Annotated in this window: 29 protein-coding genes, 1 tRNA gene and 3 pseudogenes; 21 read left to right on the forward strand and 12 right to left on the reverse strand. The window is 64.7% G+C overall.

All coding sequences use genetic code 11. The features are described 5' to 3' along the window. Positions 1-29: 29 nt before the first annotated feature. The gene (locus AB0I53_RS24500; protein ID WP_358607201.1) at positions 30-482 is read right to left on the reverse strand and encodes a MarR family transcriptional regulator; all 453 of its coding nucleotides are present in this window, start codon (positions 480-482) and stop codon (positions 30-32) included. 169 nt (positions 483-651) lie between these two features. Between AB0I53_RS24500 and AB0I53_RS24505 the strand changes: the two genes are divergently transcribed. The 3 genes from AB0I53_RS24505 to AB0I53_RS24515 all read left to right on the forward strand — a co-directional run bounded on the left by AB0I53_RS24505 (position 652) and on the right by AB0I53_RS24515 (position 4066). Next, on the forward strand, positions 652-1482 hold the full coding sequence (locus AB0I53_RS24505; protein WP_358607204.1) for a sulfurtransferase: 831 nt from the start codon (positions 652-654) through the stop codon (positions 1480-1482). A 393-nt stretch (positions 1483-1875) separates the two neighbouring features. Next, complete coding sequence (gene ctaD / locus AB0I53_RS24510) at positions 1876-3648, forward strand: cytochrome c oxidase subunit I (protein WP_358607207.1); 1773 nt, start codon at positions 1876-1878, stop codon at positions 3646-3648. Next, positions 3638-4066, forward strand: coding sequence for a globin (locus tag AB0I53_RS24515; protein ID WP_358607210.1), 429 nt, complete (start codon positions 3638-3640; stop codon positions 4064-4066). The genes ctaD and AB0I53_RS24515 overlap by 11 nt, the downstream gene beginning before the upstream one ends. A 546-nt stretch (positions 4067-4612) precedes the next feature. Here the strand turns inward: AB0I53_RS24515 and AB0I53_RS24520 are convergent. The 3 genes from AB0I53_RS24520 to hisC form a co-directional block, all read right to left on the reverse strand. After that, positions 4613-4753, reverse strand: a complete 141-nt coding sequence (locus AB0I53_RS24520) for a hypothetical protein (protein ID WP_358607213.1) — start codon at positions 4751-4753, stop codon at positions 4613-4615. Then, positions 4750-5406: a hydrogen peroxide-dependent heme synthase gene (gene hemQ, locus AB0I53_RS24525; RefSeq protein ID WP_358607216.1), complete on the reverse strand. Its 657-nt coding sequence runs from the start codon at positions 5404-5406 to the stop codon at positions 4750-4752. The genes AB0I53_RS24520 and hemQ overlap by 4 nt, the downstream gene beginning before the upstream one ends. A gap of 263 nt (positions 5407-5669) precedes the next feature. Next, positions 5670-6803: a histidinol-phosphate transaminase gene (gene hisC / locus AB0I53_RS24530; protein WP_358607218.1), complete on the reverse strand. Its 1134-nt coding sequence runs from the start codon at positions 6801-6803 to the stop codon at positions 5670-5672. 217 nt (positions 6804-7020) lie between these two features. Here hisC and AB0I53_RS24535 point away from each other — a divergent pair. Beyond that, positions 7021-7137: pseudogene (locus AB0I53_RS24535) on the forward strand (polyprenyl synthetase family protein); the annotation flags it as partial. A 16-nt stretch (positions 7138-7153) separates the two neighbouring features. On the opposite strand, the gene AB0I53_RS24540 reads toward AB0I53_RS24535, so the two are convergent. Both AB0I53_RS24540 and AB0I53_RS24545 read right to left on the reverse strand, forming a co-directional pair. Next, a complete protein-coding gene (locus AB0I53_RS24540) occupies positions 7154-7336 on the reverse strand; it encodes a hypothetical protein (protein ID WP_358607320.1) in 183 nt (60 codons plus the stop codon). Between the two features lie 79 nt (positions 7337-7415). Further along, positions 7416-7685: pseudogene (locus AB0I53_RS24545) on the reverse strand (ABC transporter permease subunit); the annotation flags it as partial. Positions 7686-8105: 420 nt separating this feature from the next. On the opposite strand from AB0I53_RS24545, the gene AB0I53_RS24550 reads away from it, so the two are divergent. Continuing rightward, a tRNA-Ser gene (locus AB0I53_RS24550) sits at positions 8106-8196 on the forward strand. Positions 8197-8552: 356 nt separating this feature from the next. Here AB0I53_RS24550 and AB0I53_RS24555 read toward each other — a convergent pair. Next, on the reverse strand, positions 8553-8852 hold the full coding sequence (locus tag AB0I53_RS24555) for a hypothetical protein (protein WP_358494556.1): 300 nt from the start codon (positions 8850-8852) through the stop codon (positions 8553-8555). Between the two features lie 236 nt (positions 8853-9088). Between AB0I53_RS24555 and AB0I53_RS24560 the strand changes: the two genes are divergently transcribed. From AB0I53_RS24560 to AB0I53_RS24605, 10 genes are all read left to right on the forward strand, one after another. Further along, a complete protein-coding gene (locus AB0I53_RS24560) occupies positions 9089-9637 on the forward strand; it encodes an RNA polymerase sigma factor (RefSeq protein WP_358607221.1) in 549 nt (182 codons plus the stop codon). A 56-nt stretch (positions 9638-9693) separates the two neighbouring features. Continuing rightward, entirely contained in the window at positions 9694-10266 is a 573-nt protein-coding gene (locus tag AB0I53_RS24565; RefSeq protein WP_358607224.1) for an Asp23/Gls24 family envelope stress response protein, read from the forward strand. A 250-nt stretch (positions 10267-10516) separates the two neighbouring features. Beyond that, positions 10517-10972 carry an Asp23/Gls24 family envelope stress response protein gene (locus AB0I53_RS24570; RefSeq protein ID WP_358607227.1) on the forward strand — a complete coding sequence of 152 codons (456 nt, stop codon included), beginning with the start codon at positions 10517-10519 and terminating at the stop codon, positions 10970-10972. Continuing rightward, positions 10969-11307: a hypothetical protein gene (locus tag AB0I53_RS24575; RefSeq protein ID WP_358607230.1), complete on the forward strand. Its 339-nt coding sequence runs from the start codon at positions 10969-10971 to the stop codon at positions 11305-11307. Before AB0I53_RS24570 ends, AB0I53_RS24575 begins: the two co-directional genes overlap by 4 nt. 2 nt (positions 11308-11309) lie before the next feature. Then, entirely contained in the window at positions 11310-11498 is a 189-nt protein-coding gene (locus tag AB0I53_RS24580; RefSeq protein WP_168588647.1) for a hypothetical protein, read from the forward strand. Then, on the forward strand, positions 11495-11971 hold the full coding sequence (locus AB0I53_RS24585; protein ID WP_358607233.1) for an Asp23/Gls24 family envelope stress response protein: 477 nt from the start codon (positions 11495-11497) through the stop codon (positions 11969-11971). The genes AB0I53_RS24580 and AB0I53_RS24585 overlap by 4 nt, the downstream gene beginning before the upstream one ends. Next, positions 11968-12513, forward strand: a complete 546-nt coding sequence (locus AB0I53_RS24590) for a DUF6286 domain-containing protein (RefSeq protein WP_358607236.1) — start codon at positions 11968-11970, stop codon at positions 12511-12513. Before AB0I53_RS24585 ends, AB0I53_RS24590 begins: the two co-directional genes overlap by 4 nt. After that, on the forward strand, positions 12513-13085 hold the full coding sequence (locus tag AB0I53_RS24595; RefSeq protein WP_358607239.1) for an alkaline shock response membrane anchor protein AmaP: 573 nt from the start codon (positions 12513-12515) through the stop codon (positions 13083-13085). Before AB0I53_RS24590 ends, AB0I53_RS24595 begins: the two co-directional genes overlap by 1 nt. Positions 13086-13399: 314 nt before the next feature. Next, positions 13400-13654 carry a hypothetical protein gene (locus AB0I53_RS24600; protein ID WP_358607242.1) on the forward strand — a complete coding sequence of 85 codons (255 nt, stop codon included), beginning with the start codon at positions 13400-13402 and terminating at the stop codon, positions 13652-13654. Between the two features lie 379 nt (positions 13655-14033). Next, positions 14034-14438, forward strand: a complete 405-nt coding sequence (locus tag AB0I53_RS24605; RefSeq protein ID WP_358607244.1) for a hypothetical protein — start codon at positions 14034-14036, stop codon at positions 14436-14438. Between the two features lie 170 nt (positions 14439-14608). On the opposite strand, the gene AB0I53_RS24610 is transcribed toward AB0I53_RS24605, so the two are convergent. Beyond that, positions 14609-15124, reverse strand: a complete 516-nt coding sequence (locus tag AB0I53_RS24610) for a hypothetical protein (RefSeq protein WP_358607247.1) — start codon at positions 15122-15124, stop codon at positions 14609-14611. Positions 15125-15773: 649 nt separating this feature from the next. Between AB0I53_RS24610 and AB0I53_RS24615 the strand changes: the two genes are divergently transcribed. Together AB0I53_RS24615 and AB0I53_RS24620 are read left to right on the forward strand one after the other, a co-directional pair. Next, a complete protein-coding gene (locus tag AB0I53_RS24615) occupies positions 15774-16343 on the forward strand; it encodes a hemerythrin domain-containing protein (RefSeq protein WP_358502095.1) in 570 nt (189 codons plus the stop codon). A 170-nt stretch (positions 16344-16513) separates the two neighbouring features. Next, positions 16514-16744, forward strand: coding sequence for a hypothetical protein (locus AB0I53_RS24620; RefSeq protein WP_358502097.1), 231 nt, complete (start codon positions 16514-16516; stop codon positions 16742-16744). Between the two features lie 241 nt (positions 16745-16985). Here AB0I53_RS24620 and AB0I53_RS24625 read toward each other — a convergent pair whose 3' ends face one another. Beyond that, the gene (locus AB0I53_RS24625) at positions 16986-17759 is read right to left on the reverse strand and encodes a transposase (protein ID WP_358607250.1); all 774 of its coding nucleotides are present in this window, start codon (positions 17757-17759) and stop codon (positions 16986-16988) included. A gap of 42 nt (positions 17760-17801) precedes the next feature. Between AB0I53_RS24625 and AB0I53_RS24630 the strand changes: the two are divergent. The 4 genes and pseudogenes from AB0I53_RS24630 to AB0I53_RS24645 all read left to right on the forward strand — a co-directional run. Next, a pseudogene (locus tag AB0I53_RS24630) lies at positions 17802-18392 on the forward strand (response regulator transcription factor); the annotation flags it as partial. A gap of 53 nt (positions 18393-18445) precedes the next feature. Continuing rightward, the gene (locus AB0I53_RS24635; protein ID WP_358607253.1) at positions 18446-19510 is read left to right on the forward strand and encodes a HAMP domain-containing sensor histidine kinase; all 1065 of its coding nucleotides are present in this window, start codon (positions 18446-18448) and stop codon (positions 19508-19510) included. Positions 19511-19660: 150 nt separating this feature from the next. Continuing rightward, positions 19661-21982 carry a tetratricopeptide repeat protein gene (locus AB0I53_RS24640; protein WP_358607256.1) on the forward strand — a complete coding sequence of 774 codons (2322 nt, stop codon included), beginning with the start codon at positions 19661-19663 and terminating at the stop codon, positions 21980-21982. Between the two features lie 83 nt (positions 21983-22065). Further along, positions 22066-22422 (forward strand): hypothetical protein, encoded by a 357-nt coding sequence (locus AB0I53_RS24645; protein WP_358607257.1) that lies wholly within the window; start codon positions 22066-22068, stop codon positions 22420-22422. Between the two features lie 187 nt (positions 22423-22609). Here the strand turns inward: AB0I53_RS24645 and AB0I53_RS24650 are convergent, their stop codons facing one another. From AB0I53_RS24650 to AB0I53_RS24660, 3 genes are read right to left on the reverse strand one after another with little or no spacing between them, the layout of a single operon-like run. Next, complete coding sequence (locus tag AB0I53_RS24650) at positions 22610-24580, reverse strand: hypothetical protein (protein WP_358607260.1); 1971 nt, start codon at positions 24578-24580, stop codon at positions 22610-22612. Next, on the reverse strand, positions 24577-25713 hold the full coding sequence (locus AB0I53_RS24655; RefSeq protein WP_358607262.1) for a 5'-methylthioadenosine/S-adenosylhomocysteine nucleosidase: 1137 nt from the start codon (positions 25711-25713) through the stop codon (positions 24577-24579). Before AB0I53_RS24655 ends, AB0I53_RS24650 begins: the two co-directional genes overlap by 4 nt. Beyond that, complete coding sequence (locus AB0I53_RS24660) at positions 25710-26441, reverse strand: NUDIX hydrolase (protein WP_358607265.1); 732 nt, start codon at positions 26439-26441, stop codon at positions 25710-25712. Before AB0I53_RS24660 ends, AB0I53_RS24655 begins: the two co-directional genes overlap by 4 nt. Positions 26442-26561: the final 120 nt, after the last annotated feature.

A 26561-nucleotide genomic window follows, 5' to 3' on the forward strand; every position in this document is an offset into this window, starting at 1 on the left:
TGGCTCAGTCGTGGTGGCAACGAGCTTCATCAAGGGTTCGCTGCCGCCTGGGCCGCCTCGATGATGTCGTGCAGCAGTGCGTTCGTCCGCTGAAGGTCCTCGACGGTCATGCCGAACTTGTTGAGCATCGCCGCGGGCACCTTGAGCGCTTTGCGTTTCAGGGACCGGCCAGCCGGGGTCAGGCTTATTTGCAGAGAGCGCTGATCGTGCGCGGGGCGGACGCGTTCGAGCAAGCCGAGATGTTCTAGCCGCTTGACCAAGGGGGACAGGGTACCCGGGTCAAGATGTAGCAGCTCGCTGAGGTCTTTGATGCCGACCTCGCCGTGTTGCCAGAGCGCAAGCATCACCAGGTACTGCGGGTGGGTCAGCCCAAGGGGCTCCAGCACTGGCTTGTAGGCGGCGACCACGCTGCGCGAAGCGACCGCGAGCGCAAAGCAGACCTGTTCTTCAAGTGCAAGCGGATCGCGCGTGTGGGAAGGCATGTTCGCAGTATACCCAACGATTGGTGCACCAAGTGTTCATGACGACTGCTCGCGAGGCATCGATCTCGCATTGTGGAACGACGCCGTGTCCGATGTGGGGAGCGTCTACGATCAAATTTGCTTGGTGCACCAACTGTTGGTGTGCATTCAAACTGGCGCGGGAGTGAGCATGAGCAGAGACAGTGTTCTAGTCGACGCGGACTGGGCCGAGAAGAACCTCGATACCGAGAAGGTCGTGTTCGTCGAGGTCGACGAGGACGCCGATGCCTACCAGGTCAATCACCTTCGCGGGGCGGTAGGACTGGACTGGCGCAAGGATCTGCAGGCGCCCGTGGGGCGTGATTTCATCGACAAGCCTGGTTTCGAGAGGCTGCTGTCTGCCAAGGGAATCGCCAATGACGACACGGTCGTGCTCTACGGGGGCAACAACAACTGGTTCGCGGCCTACGCATACTGGTACTTCAAGATCTACGGCCATCGCGACGTGCGCCTGCTCGATGGCGGACGCAAGAAGTGGGAGCTCGATGGCCGCCAGCTGAGCGCTGAACCGGTCTCACGCCCACACACTCGGTACGTGGCGCAGGACGCCGACAACTCGCTGCGCGCGTTCCGCGACGAGGTGGTGGCCTCGATCGGAGTCAAGACGATCGTGGACGTGCGTTCGGCGCCGGAATTCGCCGGCGAGCTCCTCGCGCCTCCGGCCTTTCCCCAGGAGCAGTCGCAGGTGCCTGGCCATGTCCCGACGGCCAAGAACATCCCGTGGGCCAAGACTGCGGCTGAGGATGGCACGTTCCTGTCTGAGGCCGAACTGCGCAAGCTCTACAACGACGCTGGTGTGCCCTTGGGCGACACGCCAACGATCGTGTACTGCCGCATCGGCGAGCGCAGCGCGCACAGCTGGTTCGTCCTGCACGAGCTGCTCGACCAGAATGATGTGAAGAACTACGACGGCTCGTGGGTCGAATACGGCTCGCTCGTCGGTGTGCCCGTAGAGCTCTGAGCAGTCCCGGCCCGGACCCGGTGGGCGCATCCGGGCCGGGCCGAACTGGACACCGTCCAGATGGGGTAGCTAGCAGGATCCAGGTGAGCTACGACGGGGCGACGGCGGGTTCGAAGCTGAACCGCAGCACCGTGCCGATTGCGCTGCGGGACGAGCTGGCCGCGCAGCTCGCCCCGCAGCGCCGCCCGATGCTTCGTGCTTCGTGGTCTTGCGCACTATGCCTTGCTGCGGGGTTGACTCCAATGATTAGCGTGCTAAATATTTGTGCAGTAATCGTGGTCGCAGTGTGAGCGGCGTGATCTCGAAAGCGGAGCCGGGCCACGCTCGTGGCCGCCGCCTGGCCGCTTCGGCCTGCACACCGAGATCTCGACCGCCGGATGTTCGGAGACGGATGTGACTGACATAGCCCAACGACCGACCGCAGTGCGTCCTCTGCCGAGGCGCGAGCAGGCGAAAGGGACGGCCTTGACGCGGATGTTCCGCACGACGGACCACAAGCAGATCGGCATCCTCTACCTGGTCACGTCGATGGCGTTCTTCCTGGTCGGCGGCCTGATGGCGATGCTGATCCGGGGCGAGTTGGCCGTTCCGGGGATGCAGTTTCTGTCGCAGGAGCAGTACAACCAGCTGTTCACCATGCACGGCACGGTCATGCTGCTGCTGTACGCGACGCCGGTGGTGTTCGGCTTCGCGAACTACATCCTGCCGCTGCAGATCGGTTCGCCGGACGTGGCATTTCCGCGGTTGAACGCCCTGGGTTACTGGCTGTTCACCTTCGGTAGCTTGGTCGTGTTGTCGGGGTTCTTCATGCCTGGCGGGGCGGCGGACTTCGGGTGGTTCGCCTACACCCCGCTGTCGGACGCGATCCATTCGCCGGGGCACGGTGCTGACGTGTGGATCGTCGGTCTGGTGGTGTCCGGGCTGGGCACGATCCTCGGTGCGGTCAACATGATCACGACGGTGGTCTGCCTGCGTGCGCCCGGTATGACGATGTTCCGGATGCCGATCTTCTCTTGGAACATCCTGGTCACCAGCGTGCTGATCCTGATGGCGTTCCCGATCCTGACCGCCGCGCTGGTGGGTTTGCTGGCCGACCGGCAGCTCGGTGCGCACGTGTTCGATCCGGCCAACGGCGGCGTGATCCTCTGGCAGCACCTGTTCTGGTTCTTCGGCCACCCCGAGGTCTACATCGTCGCGCTGCCGTTCTTCGGCATCGTCTCGGAGATCTTCCCGGTGTTCAGCCGCAAGCCGCTGTTCGGCTACACCGGCCTGGTGCTGGCCACCCTGGGCATCGCGACGCTATCCGCGGTCGTGTGGGCGCACCACATGTACGCCACCGGCGCGGTCCTGTTGCCGTTCTTCGCGTTCACCACGTTCCTGATCGCGGTCCCGACCGGCATCAAGTTCTTCAACTGGATCGGCACCATGTGGAAGGGGCAGCTGACCTTCGAGACGCCGATGATCTTCAGCGTCGGCTTCCTGGTCACGTTCCTCTTCGGCGGTCTCACCGGTGTCCTGCTGGCCGCCCCGCCGGTGAACTTCCACGTCTCGGACACCTACTTCGTGGTGGCCCACTTCCACTACGTGCTCTACGGCACGATCGTGTTCGCCACCTTCGCCGGCATCTACTTCTGGTTCCCGAAGATCACCGGCCGGATGATGGACGAGCGGCTGGGCAAGCTGCACTTCTGGCTGACCTTCATCGGCTTCCACGGCACGTTCCTGGTGCAGCACTGGCTGGGCAACGAGGGCATGCCGCGCCGGTACGCCGACTACCTGGAGTCCGACGGCTTCACCGCGCTGAACACGGTCTCCACGATCGGCGCGTTCATCCTGGGCGCCTCGATGCTGCCGTTCCTCTACAACGTGTTCAAGAGCTACCGCTACGGCGAGGTCGTCACGGTCGACGACCCGTGGGGCTACGGCAACTCCCTGGAGTGGGCGACCTCCTGCCCGCCGCCGCGGCACAACTTCACCGAGCTGCCCCGGATCCGTTCCGAGCGGCCGGCGTTCGAGCTGCACTACCCGCACATCTCCGAGCGGATGCGCCGAGAAGCCCACGTCGGACTCACCGGCAAGACCCTTACGCACGGCGACGATTCGGTCAAAGGGCAGGGCGACTCGACGGTGAAGCACAACGATGAGCTTGCTTCCGATGACGAATGACCACGAACCGTGTGGGAAGGACGAAGAGAACCTCTACTCGGCGATCGGGGGCGAAGCGACCTTCCGCCGGATAGCCTCTCGGTTCTACCAGGAGGTGGCTCGGGACGAGGTTCTCCGGCCAATGTATCCCGAAGCGGACATGGCCGGCGCGGAGGAACGACAGCGACTGTTCCTCATGCAGTACTGGGGAGGGCCCCGAACCTACTCGGAAACGCGTGGACATCCCCGGCTGCGCTGGCGGCATGCCAGGTTCGTCATCGGCCAGGCTGAACGGGACGCCTGGGTGAGGTGCATGCGCACTGCCGTGCATGCCGAGGGACTCGCTGAGCCGTATCGAAGCCGGCTGCTGCGCTATCTGGAAGCTGCGGCTCAGAGTCTCGTGAACGCTGACGAAAAGCAGGCCGACGGCACCGTGTGATCGTTCGGCTGAGTGACTCGGTGCTGCGCAGAATCTTGCCGTGACATCACGAATTCACGCTGACGTTGAATCTTGATGCTTGTCGGTTCGTCAATGCCCAAGCCGACATCGTTGACGTGGAAAACGGTTTGGCGGCGGGATCCAGTCGCCAAACCATGATGTTGTAATAGAGGCGAGCACGGGCCCGGCTCGTTAAGTGCGGAGTGTCGTCCGCGGTTGTTGTAGAAGGCGATCCAGCGGAAAACTTGTTGCCGTGCCTCGGCTTCACTGGTCCTCATCGTTTCCATCCACTATGGAGCATCTCGCGTTCGAGGGAGGAGAAGAACGATTTCGCGAGCGCGTTGTCGAAAGAGGATCCGATCCGGCCCATCGGTCGGCGCACACCATGGGTTTTACAGACCTTGGCGAACTCAGCCGCGGTGTACTGGGTGTCCCCATGCTCGTCTACGCGGGTACCGCCGACCCGACACTGGCCTTCGCCCGACCGAATCGGAACGAGCTTCTTCTCTCGCCTCGGCGCCAACAACAACGTCTGGTTGACACCCCTCAGCTGCTCTTTCCGCGCACAGCTGCGGCTTCTTGCGCCGCATGGGAGCCGTCGGTCCCGAACAGATCCTTGGCCACCCTGGTGAACTCCTCGCCGTAGCCGGCCTGATCGGCGCGGGCGAGTCCGCCGACCTCGATCACGATACGCGCGACCGCCCTCGTCCGCTTCCGGGTGCTCGGCCACGCGCGCCCAGATCCGGCGGCGCTTGATGCTCAGCGAGGCGCCGATCCCAAGATTGCCGCGACCGCCGCGCTTCGAGGGCGAGGAGCCACTCGTAATCACCGAGGCCAAATGCGGCGACCGTGTTGGAGAGCACGTCTGGGAAGTCATGCGCCGCCCGTCCGTGGTTGGCGAGCATGTCCCTACGTTCATCAGCAGGCAGCAGGTACCACTCGTACGAGCGGACGAACGGATAGACCGCGAGGAATTGGCCCGGAGCTGTGCCCTGAAGGTATGCCGGGATGTGGCTGATGTTGAATTCCGCCGGCCGGTGAACGCCCGCCGTGCTCCACACGGGGATGCTACTTCTGCCCCACGCAGTCCGGCACAGCCCGGAGTACGCGTTCTGTAGCGCGGTGATGGTCGGGGCGTGCCACCATACGAGCCAATCTGCGTCTGCACGGAGGCCGGATAGCCGATACACGCCGCGTACGGTGACGAAGTTGCTGGGGAGTCCGGCGAAATATTCTTCGGCTTCTTCCACAACAGCACGCTTAGCAGGCAACACGTCCGGAACGGCTTTGAACACAGACCACATCGTGTATTCGATTCGGTCGGCGAGGTTGGTGGCCATAGCGGTGCTCTCTCTGGTAGGTCACGGGACGACGGTTGGTAGGGAGATCGCGAGCAAGTATCGAACGGCGGCAGAGGGAGCACCGCTGACAGACGCGAGTCGCCGTGGTGAACTCGCCCTCGGTGCGCAGGCTCTCTTCCTGCTTCGGCTAATCGAGCATGTGGCACCCGGGCGGCTTCGGATGCGCCCATGCGGGCAGAGGACGTCGGCAGTCGGGGATTCGGGGCCGTGGTCCACATTGGAGCGCCTGTGGAGATGGTGCGTCATTGCTGGGCGCCAGACGACTGCAGAGACATCCGATCGCCTGCCGAAAGACGCCAACTACGGGCGACGTGTACTAGCCGCTCGTTGTCGGCCTGGACAGAGATGGTCACCCTTGCACCATCGGGTGGGAAAGAGCGCACGACGACACCCTCGTGCCGGCAGTGCTCGGCGAATTCGTCGGCATGCACGCCGAGCGGGAGCCAGAGGAAGTTCGCTTCCGAATCCTGCACAGGCAGCCCGAGTCTGCGCAGACGCTCTGTAACCCATAGTCGGCCCGCAGCGACAGCTACAACACGCTTGTCCATCTCATCGACAGCTTGCAGGGACGCAATCGCTGCCGCTTGGGCCACGGCGCTGACGTTGAAGGGTGATCGGATGGCGTGCACTGCGCCGAGAAGCTCCGGTGCGCCAATCGCGTAGCCCACGCGTAATCCTGCAAGGCCGTACGCTTTGGAGAAGGTGCGCAACATGACGACGTTCCGCCATCCGGCGCGGTACCAATCGATCGCGTGTGGCGTCACGCCAGTTGCGAACTCCGCGTACGCCTCATCGACCACGACAGGGACCGACCGCGGTACGGCATCCAAGAATCCTGTCAACTCATCGTCAGTAATCACGGCGCCGGTAGGGTTGTTAGGGCTGCACAGGAACACGACGCCGACCTGCTCCGCGTTCGCGCAAGCGGCGGCGAGGGCTGGCAGATCAAGACGGCCGTCTGGGGTGTTCGGCACGGTGATCGCGCGCGCATGGGCGGTCCGCGCGTAGAGGCGATATGCCTCAAATGAGCGCCAACCAAACGCGACCGCGTCGCCTGGCTCGCAAGTCGCCTGAACGAGCTCCTGACACAGCAAGCTGGAACCGCAGCCGATGATCACGTCATCAGACGTGACGGCCCACCGCTCAGCCAAGGCGGCACGCAACACGGTCGCATGGTTGTCCGGGTAACGATTCGCTTCGGCACTTGCCGCGCGGACGGCCTCGAGGACACCTGGCAGCGGGGGATGACCAGATTCGTTGCTCGAGAGCTTGATCGATCCCGGCACGATCTCGCCGGCACGATAACCGCCGCGGCCTGCCAGATCTGGCCGCACGCGCACCCGCTCACCCGCGCCATGTACCTCGGACCGTGCCATGCGCCACCTCTCAAATAATTTGTGCACTAATCGTTAGCGTACTCGATTGCTTGGATCGGACGTGTCGTGGTCATCGAACCTGACTGCTCGCCCGTCGACTGGAAACGTTCGTTGAGCGACCCCGGAACAGCGGGCTGCAGTTCGACGACCCGGAGGCGGAGGCGGTGATCCGTCCGCGGCGGTCAGCGGTCCGGCAGATGGCGGGCACCTTCGGGCGCTCGTCACCGGCCAGATGTGGGAGACGGTCGGGGTCGGCGTGGATGAGGACGCCGTCGAGTTCTACCTAGAGGTGATCTACGAGAAGACCGGTTCTCTGATCGCCACCGCCGGGCGGTTGGCGCCGGTTCAGGTCAGTCGTTGAGGCGTTCCTGAGGCCGGGTCACGAGTGTGCGCCGCGCGATGCTGTCCAGGAGGTAGCCGAGTGTGCCGATGACCAGGATGACGGCCATCATCTGGTCGTAGGCGAGTTGGTCGCGGGCGTTGAGGATTTGGTAGCCGAGGCCGGAGTCCACGCCGAGCATTTCGGCTGGCACCAGGACGACTCAGGCGAATGCCGAGCGCCACTCGCAGTCCGGTGAGGATGTGTCCGCGGGTTGCAGGCAGGACAACGCTTGTCAGCGCCTCGGTTCGGTTGGCCCCGAGTGAACGGGCGACCAGCAGGTGGCCAGGCTCGACCGCGTGCACCCCGGCGGCGGTGTTGAGCACGATCGGCCACACCGCGGCAGCGGCTACGAGGAAGAACACCGGCCGGTGCCCGATGCCGAACAGTGCCACCGCGACCGGGGCCCAGGACAGCGGCGAGATCATGCACAGGAACTGGAACACCGTCCGGGTCGCGCGTTCCACAGTGGCCAGTGATCCGACCGCGAGGCCGAGCGGCATGCCGATCACGGCCGCGACGAGGATGCCGACGAGCAGTCGCCACAGGCCCGACCCGATGTCGTGCAGCAGGACGCCACAGGCGATGAGGTCGCCGAGGGCGGGGATGGTGTGCTGCGGTGCGAAGGAGCTCAGCAGTCGGTCGTCGCCGGCGACCACGCTGGTGAGTAGCCACCACAGCACGATCGCGAAGGCGATCGCGGCGGCCGGCGCTCCCCAGTGAGGCAGGCGGCGGGTCGGCCTCGCGGCCCGGGAGCCGGCTGCGCCGCCCGCCGACTTCCTCCCGCGGGTCTGTCAGATGGCTGAACATGGTGGTCGCCCTCCTGATGATCGCCATGATCAAATGGCGATCTCCTGGCGACGGGAACGCGCAGCAACGCGTGACAACCCGTCGGAATGAGGAGGAACAAGAGCCGCTGACCTGCGTGGATTCGCGAAGTACCTGGTCGGATCCAGCTGTTCACTACCTTTGACACGGTAGAGGTCACTGGTTCAATCCCAGTATCGCGCACCATCTATATACGCAGTTCACAGCCCTTCCGGTGATCGTCACCGGAAGGGGCTGTGTTGCGTATGAGGTCTCGTGACGGTGATATGACTGTGGCGCACGCCGCGATTTGAACGTCGCCTGGCGTGGGTGTGGTGGCCGTCTTGAGGACGAGTATGTGATCGCGGGCTCCTGTGACCGTGCGGGCGAGCGTATGACCTGCCGTTTCGTCAGCGGTGTGTATCGATTCGATGGGTGGCCAGAGCGGGTTTTGGGGATGTCGTGTCGATCTTTGTGTAGTGATCGTTTGACGGTGAGCTGACCAGTTGTCGTGCCACCGGGGAAGGCCTGCCCGTCGTTGAGCTTTTGCTGCCCGTGCGAATTCATGCGGATCTGTTGTTCGCTCGCGTTGCATTCTCCGAGTTCGTCGCCGATGAGTGCGCCGACTGGACCAGGCAATTTTTGTTGAGCTCCTTGCGACGCGGCAGGCGAATCGCAATGCGCTGACTGGCGAAAACCGTCAGTTCTTCCAGATAGCCTTCGATCGTGTCTGGGTCGAGGCTGGTCCTCATCGCGGCCCGGCCTCGAGCATGCAATCGGCGGGCGTGAACAAGCTGATCCGGACCGGCCAGGCATCCTTCGCCTCCTCGGAGTTCGAGGCACTCGACGACCTCGGAGCGCATCGGCCCACCCCTGATCGTTCGTCGGTGTCGGCCGGTTCGGGCGTTATCTGGACATCCGGATGGGTATGGCGTGAGTCGAGAGCCGCTCGGGTGCGCAGGGCGGACGGGCGGCCTGCAGGATTGGAGAAGACGGGGGTGTGTCACCGGGGGGCGGTGGCCGTGCGGTGGTGAGCGAGGGCCTGGGGAGACGTGGACGGGCAGGGCGGCCTCCCTGCTCGGGGTTGTCTGCGCCGGCGGTGCCGTTCCGGGACGAGGAGGCGGACCTGTGGCTGGTCGGCAAGGCGCGCGGTGGTGATCTCGAGGCGTTCGAAGTGCTGCTGCGTCGTCATCACGGCCGGATCTACCGGATCGCGCTGCGCATGCTGGGCAACCATCAGGATGCCGAGGACGTTGTGCAGGAGGTTTTCATTCAGCTGTGGACGGCGTTAGCGGGTTTTGCTGGGACCAGTGCGTTCACGACGTGGCTTTATCGCATCGTCGTGAACCGGTGTTTGAATTACCGGCGTTCCCGGAATCCGGGAGTTTTCTCATTGGATGCCGAGTGCCCGACGCCGGTTGCGGCCGGTGCGGAGGATGTCGCGATGGCCCGCGAGCGCGTTCGCGCTGTGTATGCCGCGATCGACGATCTCGTACCCCAGCAGCGAAGCGTGCTGGTGTTGTGTCAATTGGAAGGATTGAGTTACCGGGAGGCTGCGGTGGTTCTGGGCATTTCCGAGGCGGCCGTGCGGAGTCGGCTGTCGCGAGCGCGCCGCGTCGTGCTGGATCGTCTGGAGGGCTGGACATGACGACTGGTCACGGTTCCCGGTACCGCTTCGGCGAACGGTTGCCGTGTGGAGTGGCTGTGGATGACGTGCTTGCACAGGTCGCGGACGGACATGCGGCCCGGCGCAACACTCATCAGGCAGGATGCCCGCATTGCCAAGCCGCGCTGGCGGAGTATGACCGGTTGTGGGCCCCGGTCCGCGAGGTCGCCGGTGCGGCGGTGCACCCGCCGGAATCGCCACTGCAGGCCGCCCTGAGACGAATCCGCGGGACGGTCCACAACCCAACCTACGGAGTGCTGGCTGATGACGACGGACAGACCCGGATCGCGGCCCGGGTCGTGGTGGTCACCGCCCGGGAGGCGGCTCAAGACGTCCCGGGAGTGCGGGTCGCCTTGAGCCGCCTGCGCCTCCCCGGTAGCGGCTCGGTAGGTCAGGAGAACGCGGTGCGAGTCGGCATGGCTGGCCAGAGCACGGCGATCGTGCTCACTGTGGCCGCAACTTACGGCACGGATCTGTACGAACTTGCGGAGCGCATCCATATTGCGGTCGATGAACAGGTGCGCGCGGTGACGGGGCTGGAACCCGTGGCCATCACTATCGCCATCGACGACGTGTTCGCAGCGCACAGCGACATCGCCCTCCCCGACTAGGCGCCCGGTCATGCTCCCTGCGGCCAGGTGTGCGAGAGCCTCCAGCTGTTCGCGGTATCGCTTCAACGCACGTCCCCCATTCGAGGGTCATTCGGTTCGGGGCGCGAGGAATCGGCGCGGGCACGTGTCCTACGAGAGCAAGTGCCGTTAGCGCCGCAACACGCGGTGAACTCGGCCTTGTCCGATAGTGAGGGAGAACCAGGCCATGACTACACCGCCTGGTCAGCAGCAGAGTCAAAGCTCGCAGGCCGTGAGTTCTGCCCCGGCGACGCCGTCGCCGCGCAGCCCGGCCGTGGGCGAGTCGCAGTTGGAGAGCAGCCAGGGCAAGACCACCGTCGCCGATGTGGTCGTGTCGAAGATCGCCGGGATGGCGGCCCGCGACGTTTCCGGGGTGCATGGTTTCGGGGGTGGGACTACCCGGGCTATCGGAGCGTTGCGTGAACGCATCCCCGGGGCGCGCGCCTCGTCCACGCAGGGAGTGACGGTCGAGGTCGGAGAAAAGCAGGCCGCGATCGATCTCGTCCTCGTTGTCGAGTACGGCGTGGCGATCGCCGAGCTGGCCCGGGGAGTACGCCGCAACGTCATCGGTGGCATCGAACAGATGACTGGCCTGGAGGTCGTGGAGGTCAACATCCACGTCACCGACCTGCACCTTCCCGGTGACGACACCGGTGGACAATCATCGACGACCGGGCGCGTGGAATGAGCACCCCAGCTCTGATGGGTGAGGTGGCCCGCAGAGCCGATGCCGTTGCCACGGCTGTGGCCGGATGTCCGCTCGTGGCCGGGTTGCACGGCGGCCGGTACGACCATATCGCCACCTACCTGCCCGGGCGCCGCGTTGCCGGCATCCGCCTGACCGAGACCGGGCTGGACATCCACGTCGTGGCCCGCTACCCCGCTTCGGTGGCCAAGGTCGCCGACCAGGTCCGCGCGGCCGTCACCCCCTACGCGGGTGGCCTGCCAGTCGCGGTCGTCATCGAAGATCTCGAACTTCCCGGACAGCACCAGCTCCGGGACAACCAGACCCAGGAGTGCTGATCATGAACGCCACCCTCATCTGCCTGGCCGTGGGCCTCGTGCTGGGCCTGGCCGGCGCGTTCGGCGGGTTCTCCGCCTTTGCCATCGTGGCCATCCTCGGCGCCCTCGGATTCGGGGTCGGACGCTACCTCGACGGCCACCTCGATCTGGCTGACCTCTTCAGCAGCGAACGCGAGCGAGCCCACCGATGAACCCGTCGACCGTCGCGGGGCCGGGCGCGACAGCCTCCCACCCCAGAACCGCACCCGCAGAGGAGACGGTTTTCCACCCGGGTGCCCGCCACGCGGGCACCCGGGGCGGGCAGGTCCCACCGGAGGAGAGGGGCTCGACCACCCTCTCCGACCGGGTGATCGAGGCCATGGCTGCCCAGATCATCGCCGAGGTCGACCAGGTCGGCGGGGCCGCCCGCCAGGTGTTCGGCGTGACTGCAGGCAGTGAACGCGCCGAACAGCAACCCAGGGTCACAGCTGAGGTGCACGGCAGTGTCTGCGCGTTGCGTGTACGCCTGTCGGTGCGCTACCCGGCCCCGGTCGGCCAGGTCACCGAAGAGGTACGCCAGCGCCTCATCGACCGGCTCGCAGTGTTGGCCGACCTGCAGGTGCGCACTGTGGACATCACCGTCACCGCGCTATACCGGCCGGCCGTTCGCCGGGAGATCCGATGATTCGCCGCCCCCGCCGCAGCGTGCCCGCCACCGTGGTTGCCGTGGTGTTGCTGGCTCTGTCGGTGCTCGCCGCCACCGCCGCCATCCAGCACCTCCTCGGATACGACCCGATCGTGTCGCCGCAGGCCCTGACCACCCCCGTGGTGGGCCGCGCGTGGAACGACCCCGTCACCATCACCGCCGGCGTCATCGCCACCCTGCTCGGACTGATCCTGCTCGCCACCGCGCTTCGACCTGGAACGCCCACCGTCCTGCCTCTGGCCGACGACCCAGGCACCGGACCTGAACACACCGACACCGGGGTTTCCCGCCGAAGCCTGCGCACGGACCTCACCTCCACCGCCGCCGCGGCCGACGGAGTCAGCGCGGCCCGGCTCAAGGTCGGCCGACGCCGCATCACCGTCACCGTGCGCACCTCTGTCGCCGACACAGGCGGCATCCCCGAGCAGGTCCGCGGCCTGCTGGCCGACCGGCTCGACGACATCAATCCGGCACGCCGGCCCGCGCTGCGCATCAAAGCCTCCACGAAAAGGAGCAGCTGATGGCCAGTCCCAACCCGCCTGCTCTCCTCAACCGCACCCTGCTGGTGCTCACCGGTGTTGTGCTGTTGGTCGGCGGCGTGTGCATCTTGGCCAGCGCGTTCGGTGTGATGCCTCTGCTGGCTCCCGAGGCTCCGGTTGTGTCCACCGTGCCGCCGCTGGCGGGGTGGGTGCCGTGGGTGGTCGCCGTCGTGGCGGTGATCGTGGGGCTGTTGTGTCTGCGCTGGCTGCTGGCCCAGACCCTGCGCCGCGCGAAAACCGGCACCTGGCAGCTGAGCCAGAACCCCCGCAAAGGTCAGACCCGCCTCGACACCGATACCGCTGCCGCACCGCTGGTCGAGGAGATCGAAACCTACCCCGGGGTACACCGGGCCCGGGCCAGCCTGGTCGGCACCCGCGCCCACCCGGTACTGCACCTGGTAGTAATCACCGAGGACCGCGCCGATATTCGTGAGGTGCGGCACCGCATCGACGCCGAAGCCATCCCGCGGATGCGTCAAGCCCTCGAACTCGAGCACCTCGACTCCGATCTGCTGCTGCGCCTGGGTACCGCCCGCAGCGCCCGCACCCACTGAAACACCGCACGGACGACCGGGCCAGAGCCCGCTGACCAGGCACTGCGCGCTCCACACTGGACGTGGGCTCGGCCAAGAAGTGTTGCGTCGGCTTGCGGATCACGCGGTGGATGTCGTCCGCAGCGGGCTTGGGTGACAGCTCATCGTCGGCATGTCCGGCGTGTATCAGCCGACAGGAGGTAGAGCCGAGAGAATCGGGATGTAGTCGCGGCGAGGGCGGGCGTGTCGGAGGGGATGGTGGTGAGGCGGTAGTGATGAGGACGTGGCGATTTGCGGGAGTTTCATGGTGAGGACCTGGATCAGACGATCCGGGTGTGGGAGCAGAGCCGGAAGTCGACGAGCCGCCCCCGGTGTTTTCGGTTTCGGAGGTGATGGCGGCGGCCCGAGCGGGCCAGCCCGTAGTGGTGGTTGGCGAGGAGCTGGTCGGCATGGCCGTGGCGCAGGCTCAGGGTGAGCGGGCCTGGGTGCAGCTGGTGGCGCTGCCGAGCAGGCTAATGGCTGATCGAGACGTGCCACCGGCGTCGTTGGTCCAGGCCGGTCCTGCTCCCGGTCGGGATCGCCGGCGATGACAACGGCTATCGCTCCAACAACCCTGACGCCACGACGCGGGTCACCTTTGCAGCAGATGACCGAGGCGCACCGCGCCAATCAACAACTCGGCCGTGCCGCGGTACGGCGTCGCCATCGTGGACGGTTCCGCGGTGCTGGGTCCTGGTCGGCGGCAGGGCATCGCCGAACTCCACGTGAAAGGTGACCCAGCGCGGGTCAACCGCGCCGAAGGTCCCGCCGTCGCAGCATCATAGGAGCCCTACTCCTCACCACACTTGCCATTGCCAATCCGGTGGGCTCGTGACGCGCGGTTCGAGGACGCGGCGCCTACGCTTAGACCCCGGCCGCGCTGGAACAGGTATGCCGTTGAGCAGCAGGTAGAGAAGATCGTCGCCGAGCATGGAGATCGCTCTCATGACCGGATCTGAACATTCCTTGGAAGCGCTGCACCGCGGGCGAGATGCCATAGCGACGGCCGTTTCCTGGCAGGCAAAGACCCTACAACCGTCGCTGGACGAACTGCACGCGTTCGGGTCGGCGATCGTGTCCACACTCTCCCAGCTGGGACAGCTCAGTTCCGTATTGGCCAGACAGGTAGGAAGCTTCGATGATCAGGAGCTGGAGCGCCGCAAGCTCAGCGACGACCCTGTCGACAAGCTCAAGGCCGCTGGCACGCACATGTCCAGGCTGAGCGATGGGTTGGCGGAGGCGGTCAGGGATGCTTACCGGTACTGGTCCGCCATGGAGAGCGTCGACTTGCACACCCCGCCGGACTTCAGGACAAGACGGACGGACGACGAGTAATCGTTCGGTTGTCGTTTAGGGGGCGGGTGAGCCCTTCGTCGTTGACGGGAGCGGCCAAGATCTTGACCTCTGGCGCAGATGGGGTGTACCCGGTGCGTCGGTCGTTCCGGTTGAGCAGACCATCGGTATCGATCGAATGCCGCAGGCCGCCGGTATCCACCGCCAGTGCTTCAGTTCGACGCTGCTGAGACAGTGGCTGCTCCGACGAGCAGCAAGAGCTCGGCGGAGTGCATTTCGGCAACCGGTGAAAGGAGGTCAGGGTGACGCAACAGGGCGGACGCATCCCTCTCGCGTTGTCCCGGCTCGGTGAGACGGCGGAAATCCGGTCTGGGCGTCGCGCTCTGTTCTGCGGGCAGCGCGGCAATTGCTCGGATCGCCAGCGCCGGGTCGGCGAGTAGGCAGCACGCCCAGCTGGCGACCACCTCATCCACCCACGTGCGCCACGAATCTGCATCCTCGGGCTCAAGGTCCACCAACGAGTCGAGGCGGCCAGCCCCACCGGGGCCGGTCAATTCGAGCAGCTCGGCATCCATGGAACTCGGGTAGCGAAGCCTTGCGGCCACACCGACAGCCTGGCGAGCCTGCGCCTCGACCAGGGCTTGGCTGAACGCCCCGTCGGTCGAGGGGTATGCGGTGATCAGCCATCGCGTCGTTGCCGCGATGATCGGGGACAGATGCGCGGACACGTCGGGGACCTCGCTTCCACCAGCGCACGCTTGAATCGTCGCCTCGCAGGACAACGGCCATCACCGTAGCCACGCATCGCAAATCCGGGTCTTGTTGGTGAGCAAGGACATAAGTCCGTTCGTACAGGGAGTTCGCTCGAGTGAGCAACTGCCACGGCAGCCACACACGTGCATTGAGGTGGCGCGGGAGGCAGATCGCATCCGCGGCGAAAATCGGAAAGTCGTCCAGCACTCCAGGATCGAAAAAGTAGCCTCTACGCATCAGTAGGCGGTGGCGTTCTTCGGCGACGATTTCCACGATCATTGCTGGGACTCGCGTCGAACTCGACATCCGCCTCGGAGGGGAGCGCCGCGGACCTGGGCATCGGAGAAGGCGCGGCGGAACTATTTCGCCGCAACGGCGAGTTGGCCGTTCTCACCGACGCAGGGGCAACGTGGCGGTTCACCCCGTACCTCCCAACCTGATGCCGTATCACGGTTTCCGGAACCGCGTATCTTGACTTGGCCTGACAGAAGCCCCGGTCCACTTCAGGAGGCCATCATTGTGCTGTGGCTGCGATGGCGTGTGCAGGCTCCGCAGGTTTACCCGGTGTGGCAGGCGGAAATCCGAGGTGCGAAGTCCTGATTCGATCGCCCGAAGGGGAGCATCATGGCAACCGAAACACGTCATCATGGCGACCTGATCGACGAGCTGGTCACCGACCACCGTGAGGTCGAGCAGGCGTTCGCGGATTACGAGCGTGGTGGCCTGTCCGACGAACAGCGCCGCAACTTGGTCGATCACATCATTGCCGAGCTCGTGCGCCATTCCGTTGCAGAGGAGCAGTATCTATACCCCGTTGCGCGGGAGACGCTGTCGGACGGCGACAAGATTGCCGACGCGGAACTCGCCGAACATGCGGAAGCAGAGCAGTTGATGAAACAGCTGGAGGGGCTGGACACCACGGACCCGGAGTTCGATCGTTTGACCGGGCAGCTGATCGGCGACATCCGGCATCACGTGGAAGAGGAGGAGCGTGATCTGTTCCCGCGGCTGAGGCAGGCGTGCTCGCAGGAGCAGCTTGATGAGCTGGGCGACAAGATTATGTCGGCGAAGAAGATCGCACCAACACGCCCGCACCCGTCCACACCAGATCGCCCGCCGGCTAACATGTTGCTCGATCCGGGAGTCGGTTTGATCGACCGCATGCGTGACGCCCTTTCCGGGCGCGGTCGGTGACGGCAAAGGACGCGGGCATCGGGATGCGTTCGATGCGCAGGTCGCCAGCTTGATTTCCGCTGCTTAGGTAGAAGGGCTAAAGGAAAACGGCACGCTCAGAGCGAGTTTGGGGTGTGCCGGGTGGTCGGAAGACCATTGAAAAGGGCGAGACGACACGTGGAGCGCACACCATGGCTGAGAAGCCGAGCAATCCTGTCAAGGACAAGAAATACGACCTGATCACAGTCCTGCAGGAGTCGCCCCAGAACGCCTGGACTATGGAAACGTACATCAAAGACGCCGAACAGCGGGGCGACGAGGAACTCGCGAAGTGGTTCCGTAAGATCCAGCGGAACAACCAGAAAGCCGGTGAGCAAGGCAAGGAAATGCTCCAAAAGCGCCTGGAGGCCGAATCCTCGTGATTCATGTGTGCCGAGAGCACTCCTGGGGCGGAGCGGGGCGAAGGCGCAGGACGGTAATGGGAAAATGTTCAAAAGGACCCCGCCCCGGGGCAGGGTCCTTCTCATGCATCTTCCTTGCTTCCCATCGCCAAGGCTCATCGTCTCAAGCTCGCCAACACAGTCGGCACTAAAACCTGTCCCGTAATGATCAAATATTGGTGGTGTGCAAGGGAAGCGCAGGCCGTGAGGTGGCGGTCGGCGTTCAGTGGGTCATGGTGAGGTTGCGCATGAGGGCTACGCCGCGTGCGGCGTGCCAGACGCCGTCGCGTTTGCGTCGGCAGTTGCGGAGGATGTTCCAGGACTTCATGTGTGCCAGGGCATGCTCGACGCGGGCTCGGATGCGCTTGTGAACGGTGTTGAGTTCCTCTTTCCAGCCGGGAAGTTCGCTGCCGTCAGTGGGTTTGCGATACGGCATGATCACCTCGGGGTTGCCTTGGTAGCCGCCGTCAGCCATGACGTTGGCTCCCGAGCAGTGCTGGTCGACACTGGATTCGGTGTAAGCCCGGCAGTCGTTCCGGTTGCCCGGCAACGGTTTTCCGATCGCGACCGTGAGGCGGGTGTTGGCGTCGATGACCACCTGCAGGTTGGTCGAGTACCGGTAGTTCTTCGACGAAGCACTCACGCTCCGGTCATGGGTGGGCACCAGGGTGCCGTCCACGATCAGCACCGTCTCCGGGCTGTGCTTGCGTGTCGTCGGCGACAACGCCAGATACGGGCCCAGATGCTCCACGACTCGCCCGGCCGCGGACTTGGAGACATCGAAGAGCAACGCGACCTGCCGCAACGTGAGGTTGGTGCGGTAGTACACAGCCACCAGCAGCACCCGGTCGTCCAGCGACAGCCGCCACCGACGACCGGCACCGGTCTGCTCAGCGCCACGACCTCGCACGATTCTCACCAGCTTGCCGAACTGCCGCACCGACAGCCCCGTGAACGTCGGTATCCACGCCGGCTGGTCAACCCCGATCACCTGCACCAGCACATGATCCACTACCCGCCCAGACCCGCGATTACGGGACAACCTTTAGCCGTGGACATTGTCTACGATGGAGCCGCCGCGCTCGACCGCTGCCGCGTCAACCGCTACGACGTCGTGGTGCTCGACCGCGGCCTGCCACTGGTGCATGGCGACGACGTGTGCCGTGTGATCGTGGAGGAACACCCCGGAACGCGAATCCTGCTACTCACGGCCGCCTCGGAGGTCACCGACCGGATCTTCGGGTTGGAGATGGGCGCCGATGACTATCTTCCCAAGCCATTCGTCTTCGCTGAGCTGGTCGCCAGAGTCCGCACGCTCGGAAGGCGGAGTAGACCCGCTGTGCCGCCAGTGCTGCGGCGCGCGGGCATTGTGCTCGACTCTGCGCGGCACCGGGTGCTGCGCGCCGATTTTCCGGTTTTGCTGACCAAGAAAGAATACGCCGTGCTCGAAGAATTGCTCCGTGCGAACGGCGCGGTCGTCTCGGCGGAAGAACTACTGGAAACAGCGTGGGACGAGAACATTAACCCGTTCACCAACGTCGTGCGGGTGACAATGACGTCGTTGCGCCGAAAACTGGGTGAACCCGCGGTGATCGAGACCGTTTCTGGTGTGGGGTATCGGATCCCATGAAGCGCTGGCCGTTGCGGGCACGGTTGACGTTCGCGTACCTAGCGCTGACTGCGGTGACAGGCACGGTCATGCTCGGGCTGATCGTGCTGTTGTCGGACCGAGCGCTCCCGGCGGGCACAGCGTCCGTAAAACCCAGCTACCCTGACGGCGACTCCGCCGTCACCGCGCCTCCGCTCCCGGAGCTGATCCGGCCGCCGACCGACCTGGGCACGATCACATACTCGTCGATGATCACCAGCGGCCTCATCGCTCTGGTAGTGGTGATGGTGATCGCTGCGGTGCTCGGCTGGATCACTGCCCGCCGTGCGCTGCGCCCGGTGCGGACGATCACCTCGGCCGCGCAACGCGCCGCCGAGCAAGCGCTGCACACGCGGATCAGGTTGGACGGCCCTGCCGACGAGATCAAGGAACTTGCCGACGCGTTCGACCACATGTTGTCTCGACTGGAGCGATCGTTCACGAGCCAGCAGCGGTTCCTTGCCAACGCCGCGCATGAACTGAAGACACCGGTCGCGACGCAGCGGACAGTCATCGAGGTGGCAATGGCGCGCCCGGACATCCCGAACGTGACCGTGCTAGGCCACACGCTCCTCGCCGGCCTCGATCATCAGCAGCGCCTGCTTACCAGGCTGCTCGCGCTGGCGCAGAACGCCGACACCATCCGCCGCAACGAACTCGTGGACCTGGGGCGGTTGATCGACGGTGCCCTGCGGGACCGGCTCGGCGAGTCCGCCGAACGTGTCGAGGCCCTGCGCGACCTCGCCACGGCCAAGGTGTTCGGCGACTCGGTCCTGCTCGCCCAACTGGTGCACAACCTCGTGGACAACGCGATCGTGCACAACGTGCCGGGCGGCTGGGTGTCCGCGTGCACCGCGAGCGAAGGCACGACCAGCTTCGTGGAGATCGCCAACAGCGGCCCACGCGTGGATGACGCGCTAGCGGACCAACTCTTCGAACCGTTCCGCAGGCTGTGCTTCGACCGCGCAGACCCGCCACCTGGCAGCGGACTTGGCCTCTCGGTCGTGCGGGCGATTGCCGAGGCACACGGAGGCTCAGTCGCCGCCCGGCCGCGCCCAGAGGGCGGACTGGTCGTGAAGGTCGCCCTGCCGTCGGCCTGACCGAGATCCGGCGGGTGCTGGCACGAGGTTGACCGCGGAAAAGGCGACAAGGTCAAGCAAGCCCGTGCCCGGGCTGGCCGCGACATCATCGGTACTCAGGTTGTGCACCAGAGCGGCCCGCAACGCGTGTCATGGCCGGTACTAGTGGGTGTGGTGCCGCAGCTGGCGAACTCTTTCCAGCAGCGCACGTTGAGCGAGGAGCTCGCGCAGGCGGTGGAACGCGATGGAGCGTCGGTGGGTAGCCAGCCTGCACCTGGTGACACGTCGGGCCACTCACGTCACCATATTTTGACAGGGTTGGGAGGGGGCGGTAAGACGCAGCTCGCTGCGCAACTCGCTCAACGGTTTCTACGCCAGTGGCACCAGCCAAAGGACAACCATCAGCTTGACCTGCTTGTATGGATTACAGCGGATTCCAAGGAAGCGGTCGTCAACGGCTACGCCAGGGCAGCCATCGATGTCGGCGCAGACGAACAGAGCAAACTCAAAGACCTCACTGCCGAACAGGCTTGCCAGAAGTTTCAGGCGTGGTTGGCGACCACTTCCAAACGATGGCTCATCATCCTGGATGACCTGCAAAACCCCCGTGACCTCAACGGACTCTGGCCACCCGACACTGGTCATACCGTAGTGACGACCCGCCGTCGCGGTGAATCTGCCTTCGACGGCCGGCATGTCATCGAGGTCGGCCTTTTTGGCGCACAGGAGGCACTCAACTACCTCCGCGCCAAACTCGGCGCCCGTGGCCGGACCGCGGAGGCGGCCGAACTCGCTAAGGATCTCGGGTTCTTGCCGTTGGCGCTGGCACAGGCAGCTCCCTACATCGCCATGCGCAACATCACGTGTGCTGAATACCGGCGACGACTAGCCGATGAGACGCGACGGCTGGCCGACGTAGTTCCTGATCACGATGGCCTTCCGGACGAGCACCGCACCACTGTTGCGGCGACATGGTCGCTGTCGATCGATGCGGCCAATCAGCTCTCTCCAGCAGGACTTGCGCGTCCGCTGTTGGAGTTGGCCTCGATACTGGACCCCAACGGCATACCCCCGGGCGTTTTCACAGCGCCTCCTGTACTGCAGCATCTTTCTGCGATCACATCGGCTGACACCGTGAGTGCCGAGCATGTCTGGGACGCGCTGTGGAACTTGCACCGTCTCAGCCTGGCGACCCGTGACACCAGAAGCGGGCGTCATGGCCTACGCGTACACGCTCTTGTGCAACGCGCCACCCGCGAAGATCTTTCGGGCCACCATACGCTGGCGGAACTGACACAATTTGCTGCAGACGCCCTCGTCCATATCTGGTCAGGGCACGGTGCAGGTGCCGCTTTCGAGCAGATTCTGCGAGACAACGCCGCAAACCTTGCTGACCATGGCGGGCAGCATCTTTGGAGCGCGGATGGGGCACACCTCGTGCTTTTTCGCGTCGGCCGGAGCCTGGGGATAACGGGAAACGTCTCCGGTGCGGTCACCTACTTCCAGCATCTCCATGACCAAGCCGAGCGTGTCCTGGACGCTGACCACACCGACACGTTGATCATTCGCCACTGTCTTGCTGGTTGGCGGGGGAGGGCGGGAGACGTGGCCGCGGCCGTTGCCGAGTGCGAAGTGGTGCTGGCCAGCACGCTCACGCGGTTCGGTCCCAAAGACCCACTCACGTTGGCTGTTCTGCATAATCTTGCGTTCTTTCGGGGTGAGGCAGGTGATGCAGCGGGGGCGATTGTCGCGTTGGAGGAGTTGTTGGCTGGTCAGCTGCAGGTGCTGGGGCCTACGGATCCTGCCACGTTGAAGACCCGGCGCAGTCTTGCGACCTGGCGAGCCCAGACCGGCGATGTGGCTGGGGCGGTGACTGAGCTGGAGGAGTTGTTGGCTGACCAGGTGCAGCTGTTTGGGCCGTATCACCCCGCCACCTTGACCGTCCGGCACGAACTTGCGAGCTGCCGGGGTCGGGCTGGGGACGTGGCTGGGGCGGTGGCCGAGTTAGAGGAGTTGTTGGCTAGCCAGCTACAGGCGTTCGGGCCGCACCATCCCACCACCTTGACGACTCGGCATAGCCTCGCATTTTCTCGGGGTGAGGCCGGAGACGTGGCAGGGGCCGTCGGTGAGTTAGAGGAGGTGCTGGCCTCGCAGCGGCGGGGGCTCAGCCCAAAGGACCCGGACACGATGGCCACATGGCATAGCCTCGCCTACTTTCGGGGCCTAGCAGGAGATGCGGCTGGGGCCGTCGCTGAGCTGGAAAAGCTGTTGACGGAAAGAAACGTCCTGCTGGGGCCGAAGAACCCGGTCACGTTGACGACCCAGCACAGCCTCGCTTTCTTTCGGGGCCAGGCCGGCGATGCGGCTGGGGCCGTCCGTGAGCTCGAAGCGACATTAGCTTCCCAACTGCAGGTGCTCGGTCCGGAACACCCCGACACGCGAACCACCCGACATGACCTCGCCTACTGGCAACGCCTGGCAAATGACCTTTGAACTATTGGACGGAGGCATCGCGAGATCAGAGTGAGATCAGCTGACTGGATGCGGGCCACGGGAGCGCTGGCAGACTGATCGTCATGGCAGTGCTGAAGCGGGTGGCGTTGGTGATCGGAGCCGCAGCGATCGTAGTGGCTGTGGCGCTCGCGATTGCGGCGAAGAGCTGGGAGTTCGCGAGCTGGGTCTCAGCAGTCGTCTGTGCATTGTCCGTAGCCGGGGGACTGCTAGTGCAGGCGAGACGCTCCGGTAACCAGGATGCGACGACGCCCAGCGGTGATGACATCAGGATCACGAACGCGAAAGCGCGTAGGACAGTCATCGGGAAGGAAAGCAGCGGCGACAGCTCAGGCGACCGCATTGAGATAGATCGCGTTGAAGCCGGCGAAGACCTCTACGGCAAGCGCACGAAGCGCACTGGGGCCGCGGACGATCAGTAGTCCGAACCGCGTTGCTGTCCGAAGCGCTGGTCGAGGCTGCTCTGACTGGGCGGGCCACTCCAGCTGACCTTCCGCATCGGCCCCGGCGGGCGGGGTAGTCAGCTGGAGGAATCTAGCCGGCAACAAGCTTTCATTAGGGGACCGGGGCGTCGCTGCAATATCGTCGCGTGAGGGCGATTGACGCGGTTCAGTGATCCGCGGGCGGTTTGCGGTGCGGATGGTGGTGGATCCAGTTCTTACCCTCTGCGGCGATGCCTTCCAGGATGTGCAGGGTGGGGGTGAACCCTGCGGTCTCGAGGTTGAGAGCGATGAAGGAGTCGATGTGCTCCTCGGGAGTGGGTTGCTGTTCGTCGGGTTCTGTGACTCGGATGTTCCTGGTGGGGCCGTTGCTCAGGGTCAGCTCCAGGGTGTACTTGAGCGTGCTGGTGGTGGCGACGTGGACGGAGGAGACGGCGTCGAAGCGGTAGTTGCTCCGTTCCTCGCCGTTGTACGAGCCCGTCTCGAAGTTGAGTTCAGTGCTGACCTCGCGAACCCCGTCCAGGGTTACGAGGAACAGCCGGATGTCGTACTTGGAGTACCTCCAGGGGCAGCCTTGGAAGCGGGCACGTTTGGTCCCGGCAGCGGGGGTCTGCAGGAATGAGTGGGCGATGATGTCGCGCCACGCCAGCCGGTAGTGGCGCAGTGTCTTGTCGAGCAGCACGGTCTTGTCGGAGTTCAGCCAGGTTTCCATCTCGTCCTCGTCCGGGCGGATGGAGTTCAGCTTTTGCTCCCACCGGTGGTAGGCGGCTAAACGTTCTTCGAACGCCTGCTCTTGCTCCAGGTGCCCCTCGGCGTACCGTCGTCGCTCGGCGACGATGTGAAATCCACGCTGCGCTGCGGTGCGCCCGCTGAGTACCGCGGCGAGCATCGCTACTACGGCGGGTAGCGGCGAGGTCTGGAACGCTGCTACTGCAGCGATCACTGCTGCGGGGATGGCCACGATCAGCGTCAGCGAACACCATGCCTTCGTTGCCGGCGTGGTCCGGTACTGCCGTTGAAAGTCGAATAACGTGCCTGCTCGCCAGCGTTTGCGGACATCGAGCACGAGGTAGGCGATCAGCCAGTTGACCCGGCTGATTGGGATCCTGCTCTCCCGGTAGGTCTCAGCGATCTCGTCGCGCAGCTCGTTGCGGATCCCAGTTGTCGCAGCTAGCCATTCCTGACGGGTCTTCTCTTGCGGCGCGTACTTGTTGAAGTAGCGATCGAAGGACTGGTCGACCTTGTCGGCGAACCCGCCTTCTGGAGCGCGTCGGCGGTCCGTCAGTCCGAAGTAGACTTTCTCCTTGGCTCTCAGGCGTAGCGTGCGGTAGCGCCATTCCAGCGCGTTGCGCGCCGCGACGTAACCTGCGAGGAGCGAAAGCAGGTAGGAGATCACAGGTAATGGCGTGGCGCGCTGCAGCACCAGCCATCCGAGGTAGCCGACGGCAAGGACGAACACAGCAGCCCCGAGAAATCCCCATACCTTGTCTCGATCGGTACTGGACACTTGCGCCACGTCCCGTGGACGCGGTTTGACTGGTAGGGGGTGGAAGTACGCCCACACGCGGTCGAAGCGGCCGTTGCTCACCTGAGCTTTCTTGGCCGCGTCCCGGGCCTCCGACCACAGGCGGTCTTTCATCCCGCCTGTGAGGACCAGGTCGAGATGGCGCATTATCTTGTCGCGCTGGTTTGGTTGGGTCGCGAATAGTTCGTCGAGCGCGGCTGCCGTGTTGGAGTTGCGGCCTGCCGTGGCGTCCAGCAGCGTGCACACCGCGGACAGGGCGAGCTTCCACTCGTTCTCCGGAAAGGTGTGCAGGTCCTTTGATGTCTGTTCGAGCTGATCTCGTTCCTGCGCGTTGAGATCCCGGTAGGAGCGCTTGCTGAGCAGGGCCAGCACCCAGTGGAAACGTACTTCGGCGGAGTCGAAGCCGTGGGCGATGGCATCGCGGATGAGATCCCGGGCCTGGCCGGGCGCGCCGCCGTCCAGAAGGTTGCGGCCGACCTCGTACTTCCGGATGGGTGGGTCAGTCGGGGTGCTCACGTACACGGTCGAGTTGTGGACGGCGCCTGCGACGATGCCGGCCGTTGATCCCGCCTCGGCGCTCACCTTCGTGGTGGATGTCTCCGAATCCTCGCTCATGACAGGCCGTTCACCGCCGAGATAGTGGTGGCGATCTTGGTCACGAGCTCCGCGACTTCGGCGACTAGGCCGCGCAGTCGTTTTAGAGACAGCAGGGCCCTGTTCTTGGCCTCGGGTTCATTCGTTTCGAGGGCCCGACTGGCGTTGTCGAGCTCTTCGTTCGCCGCTTTGTAGGTGGCGTCGTCAACGGCGCCGTTGGCCCGCGCGTTTGCTAGCTGATCGCGTAGCCCACGCAACTTGACTGTCAGATCGGTCGCGGTGGATTCCGGCCCGGTCGACATGTGGACGGTGCTGTTCTGGACATCGCGGGCCACGATGCCGGCTATGCCGTGGCTGGTCACAGTGGTGTGGCTTGTGGTGTCGCGCTCTTTCGCCATCGCGGTGTGCTCCTGTCTGGCGATCAGTTGCTTGGCGAGATGAGTTGCGAACGTGGCGGCTCCGGCCGCGGCTCGTGGTTGCCAGTCGGCGTCGTCGCTGCTGTTCTTCGTCCCATCGGCGCGATCGCTGATGCCGCGCACGATCGCGACCGGCACGTTGTTGAAGTGTCCTGCTTGCGCGACACCGGCGGCCTCCATCTCGATGGCCAACGCGTCGTTGAAGTGTTCCCGGACCCAGCGGGCCTCATAAGAGTGGCGGGAGTTGTGCAGGACCTCGCCAGCCGCGACAGGGCCGAAATGGACCTTTGGCGTGTGATCGCCGGGAAGGGCGTGGGACCAGTCATCGGAACGGGCAACGTGCTGGGCGAGCTGGTTGATGGTATGTGCGGTTTCCCAGGCTCGCGGCCGGGCCTTCGCACCATCGTCTTCACTGGTCGCGCCGTGATACCCGTAGACGTGGGTCGCCACGACGACGTCACCCAGTTCCGTCTTGTCCCACAACGCGCCCGCCACACCGACGAACAACAACGCAGCCGGCGAGAACTGCTGTATCGCTCTTTCAGCGAACACTGCCGCCGGATGATTCCCCTTGCCGGACTGCCCGAGCGCGATTCGGCAATCGCTGCCTCGCAGGCGGCCGACCTCGAAAAGCGAGCCTTTGTCGTGGTGGTGCAGCTGCGGGGCGACGAGTCTCTCTCGGACAGCGTGATACTCGAGATCGAAGGCTGTGAGTATCACTACCAGGTCGTTCGTCAATGGTCCTCCTCGTCCGACATCGGGTGTTCGGGGCGGATCAGTGGCGGGTGCAGTACGGTTCGCGTTCCGGCCCTGTACAGACGGGCGGGGCGGCCTTTGGTCGTTCGGCGGGTCGACTCCACGGGTACGAGGAATCCTGGGACGCCCTGGACCTTTCGGAAAAAATTCCGCGGATCGAGCGAGACTCCCCAGACCGCCTCGTAGACCTTCTGCAAGTCCGAGATAGTGAAGGTCTCCGCGCAGAACGCGGTCGCCAGCGCTGTCCGCTCCAGCTTCGCCCGAGCCCGCTCCACACCGTCGGCGACGATCTCCAAGTGGTCGAAGGCCAGCTTCAGGCGCCCGCTCAGCACGTCTTCGACCGGCTGCCAGGAAGCACTTGCGGCGTCGGTACCCGCGATCGGCTCCGGGAGGCTCGGGGCGATAGCGAGGTAGGCCACAGAGATCACGCGTCCACGCGGATCGCGATCGGGCTTGCCGTAGGCGCCCAACTGCTCAAGGTGTAGTTGTGTGCCGTCGAGGTTCGCTTCCTCGTTCAACTCGCGGTGAGCTGCCACCTCGATGTCCTCGGTGGCGTTGTTCAGAAAACCGCCGGGAAGGGCTTGATGCCCACGGTATGGCGCAATGCCGCGTTCCACGAGCAGCACTTGGAGCGCCGAGGAGCGGATCGTCAGGATGACCAGGTCAACCGCCACCAGAATCTCTGGGGCCGACCAGTTCTCATCGTTCACGTACCCGACGCTATCTTATTGTCATGTTGACAAAAAGACTCTTTTTGGGGGACCTGCGAGCGTGAGCGAGTCGGGGCAGCTGAGCGTTCGAGTCGGTGGACGGAGGTGACTCTTGGCGAT

Source organism: Saccharopolyspora sp. NPDC050389, assembly GCF_040655595.1.
GTDB lineage: Bacteria > Actinomycetota > Actinomycetes > Mycobacteriales > Pseudonocardiaceae > Saccharopolyspora.

Bases quoted from the DNA above. Each gene is read 5' to 3' on its own strand.
- AB0I53_RS24500 (WP_358607201.1), bottom strand. From the start codon at position 482: ATGCCTTCCCACACGCGCGATCCGCTTGCACTTGAAGAACAGGTCTGC.
- AB0I53_RS24505 (WP_358607204.1), top strand. From the start codon at position 652: ATGAGCAGAGACAGTGTTCTAGTCGACGCGGACTGGGCCGAGAAGAAC.
- AB0I53_RS24515 (WP_358607210.1), top strand. From the start codon at position 3,638: ATGACGAATGACCACGAACCGTGTGGGAAGGACGAAGAGAACCTCTAC.
- hemQ (WP_358607216.1), bottom strand. From the start codon at position 5,406: ATGGCCACCAACCTCGCCGACCGAATCGAATACACGATGTGGTCTGTG.
- hisC (WP_358607218.1), bottom strand. From the start codon at position 6,803: ATGGCACGGTCCGAGGTACATGGCGCGGGTGAGCGGGTGCGCGTGCGG.
- AB0I53_RS24555 (WP_358494556.1), bottom strand. From the start codon at position 8,852: ATGCGCTCCGAGGTCGTCGAGTGCCTCGAACTCCGAGGAGGCGAAGGA.
- AB0I53_RS24575 (WP_358607230.1), top strand. From the start codon at position 10,969: ATGAGCACCCCAGCTCTGATGGGTGAGGTGGCCCGCAGAGCCGATGCC.
- AB0I53_RS24580 (WP_168588647.1), top strand. From the start codon at position 11,310: ATGAACGCCACCCTCATCTGCCTGGCCGTGGGCCTCGTGCTGGGCCTG.
- AB0I53_RS24585 (WP_358607233.1), top strand. From the start codon at position 11,495: ATGAACCCGTCGACCGTCGCGGGGCCGGGCGCGACAGCCTCCCACCCC.
- AB0I53_RS24590 (WP_358607236.1), top strand. From the start codon at position 11,968: ATGATTCGCCGCCCCCGCCGCAGCGTGCCCGCCACCGTGGTTGCCGTG.
- AB0I53_RS24595 (WP_358607239.1), top strand. From the start codon at position 12,513: ATGGCCAGTCCCAACCCGCCTGCTCTCCTCAACCGCACCCTGCTGGTG.
- AB0I53_RS24605 (WP_358607244.1), top strand. From the start codon at position 14,034: ATGGAGATCGCTCTCATGACCGGATCTGAACATTCCTTGGAAGCGCTG.
- AB0I53_RS24615 (WP_358502095.1), top strand. From the start codon at position 15,774: ATGGCAACCGAAACACGTCATCATGGCGACCTGATCGACGAGCTGGTC.
- AB0I53_RS24620 (WP_358502097.1), top strand. From the start codon at position 16,514: ATGGCTGAGAAGCCGAGCAATCCTGTCAAGGACAAGAAATACGACCTG.
- AB0I53_RS24645 (WP_358607257.1), top strand. From the start codon at position 22,066: ATGGCAGTGCTGAAGCGGGTGGCGTTGGTGATCGGAGCCGCAGCGATC.
- AB0I53_RS24650 (WP_358607260.1), bottom strand. From the start codon at position 24,580: ATGAGCGAGGATTCGGAGACATCCACCACGAAGGTGAGCGCCGAGGCG.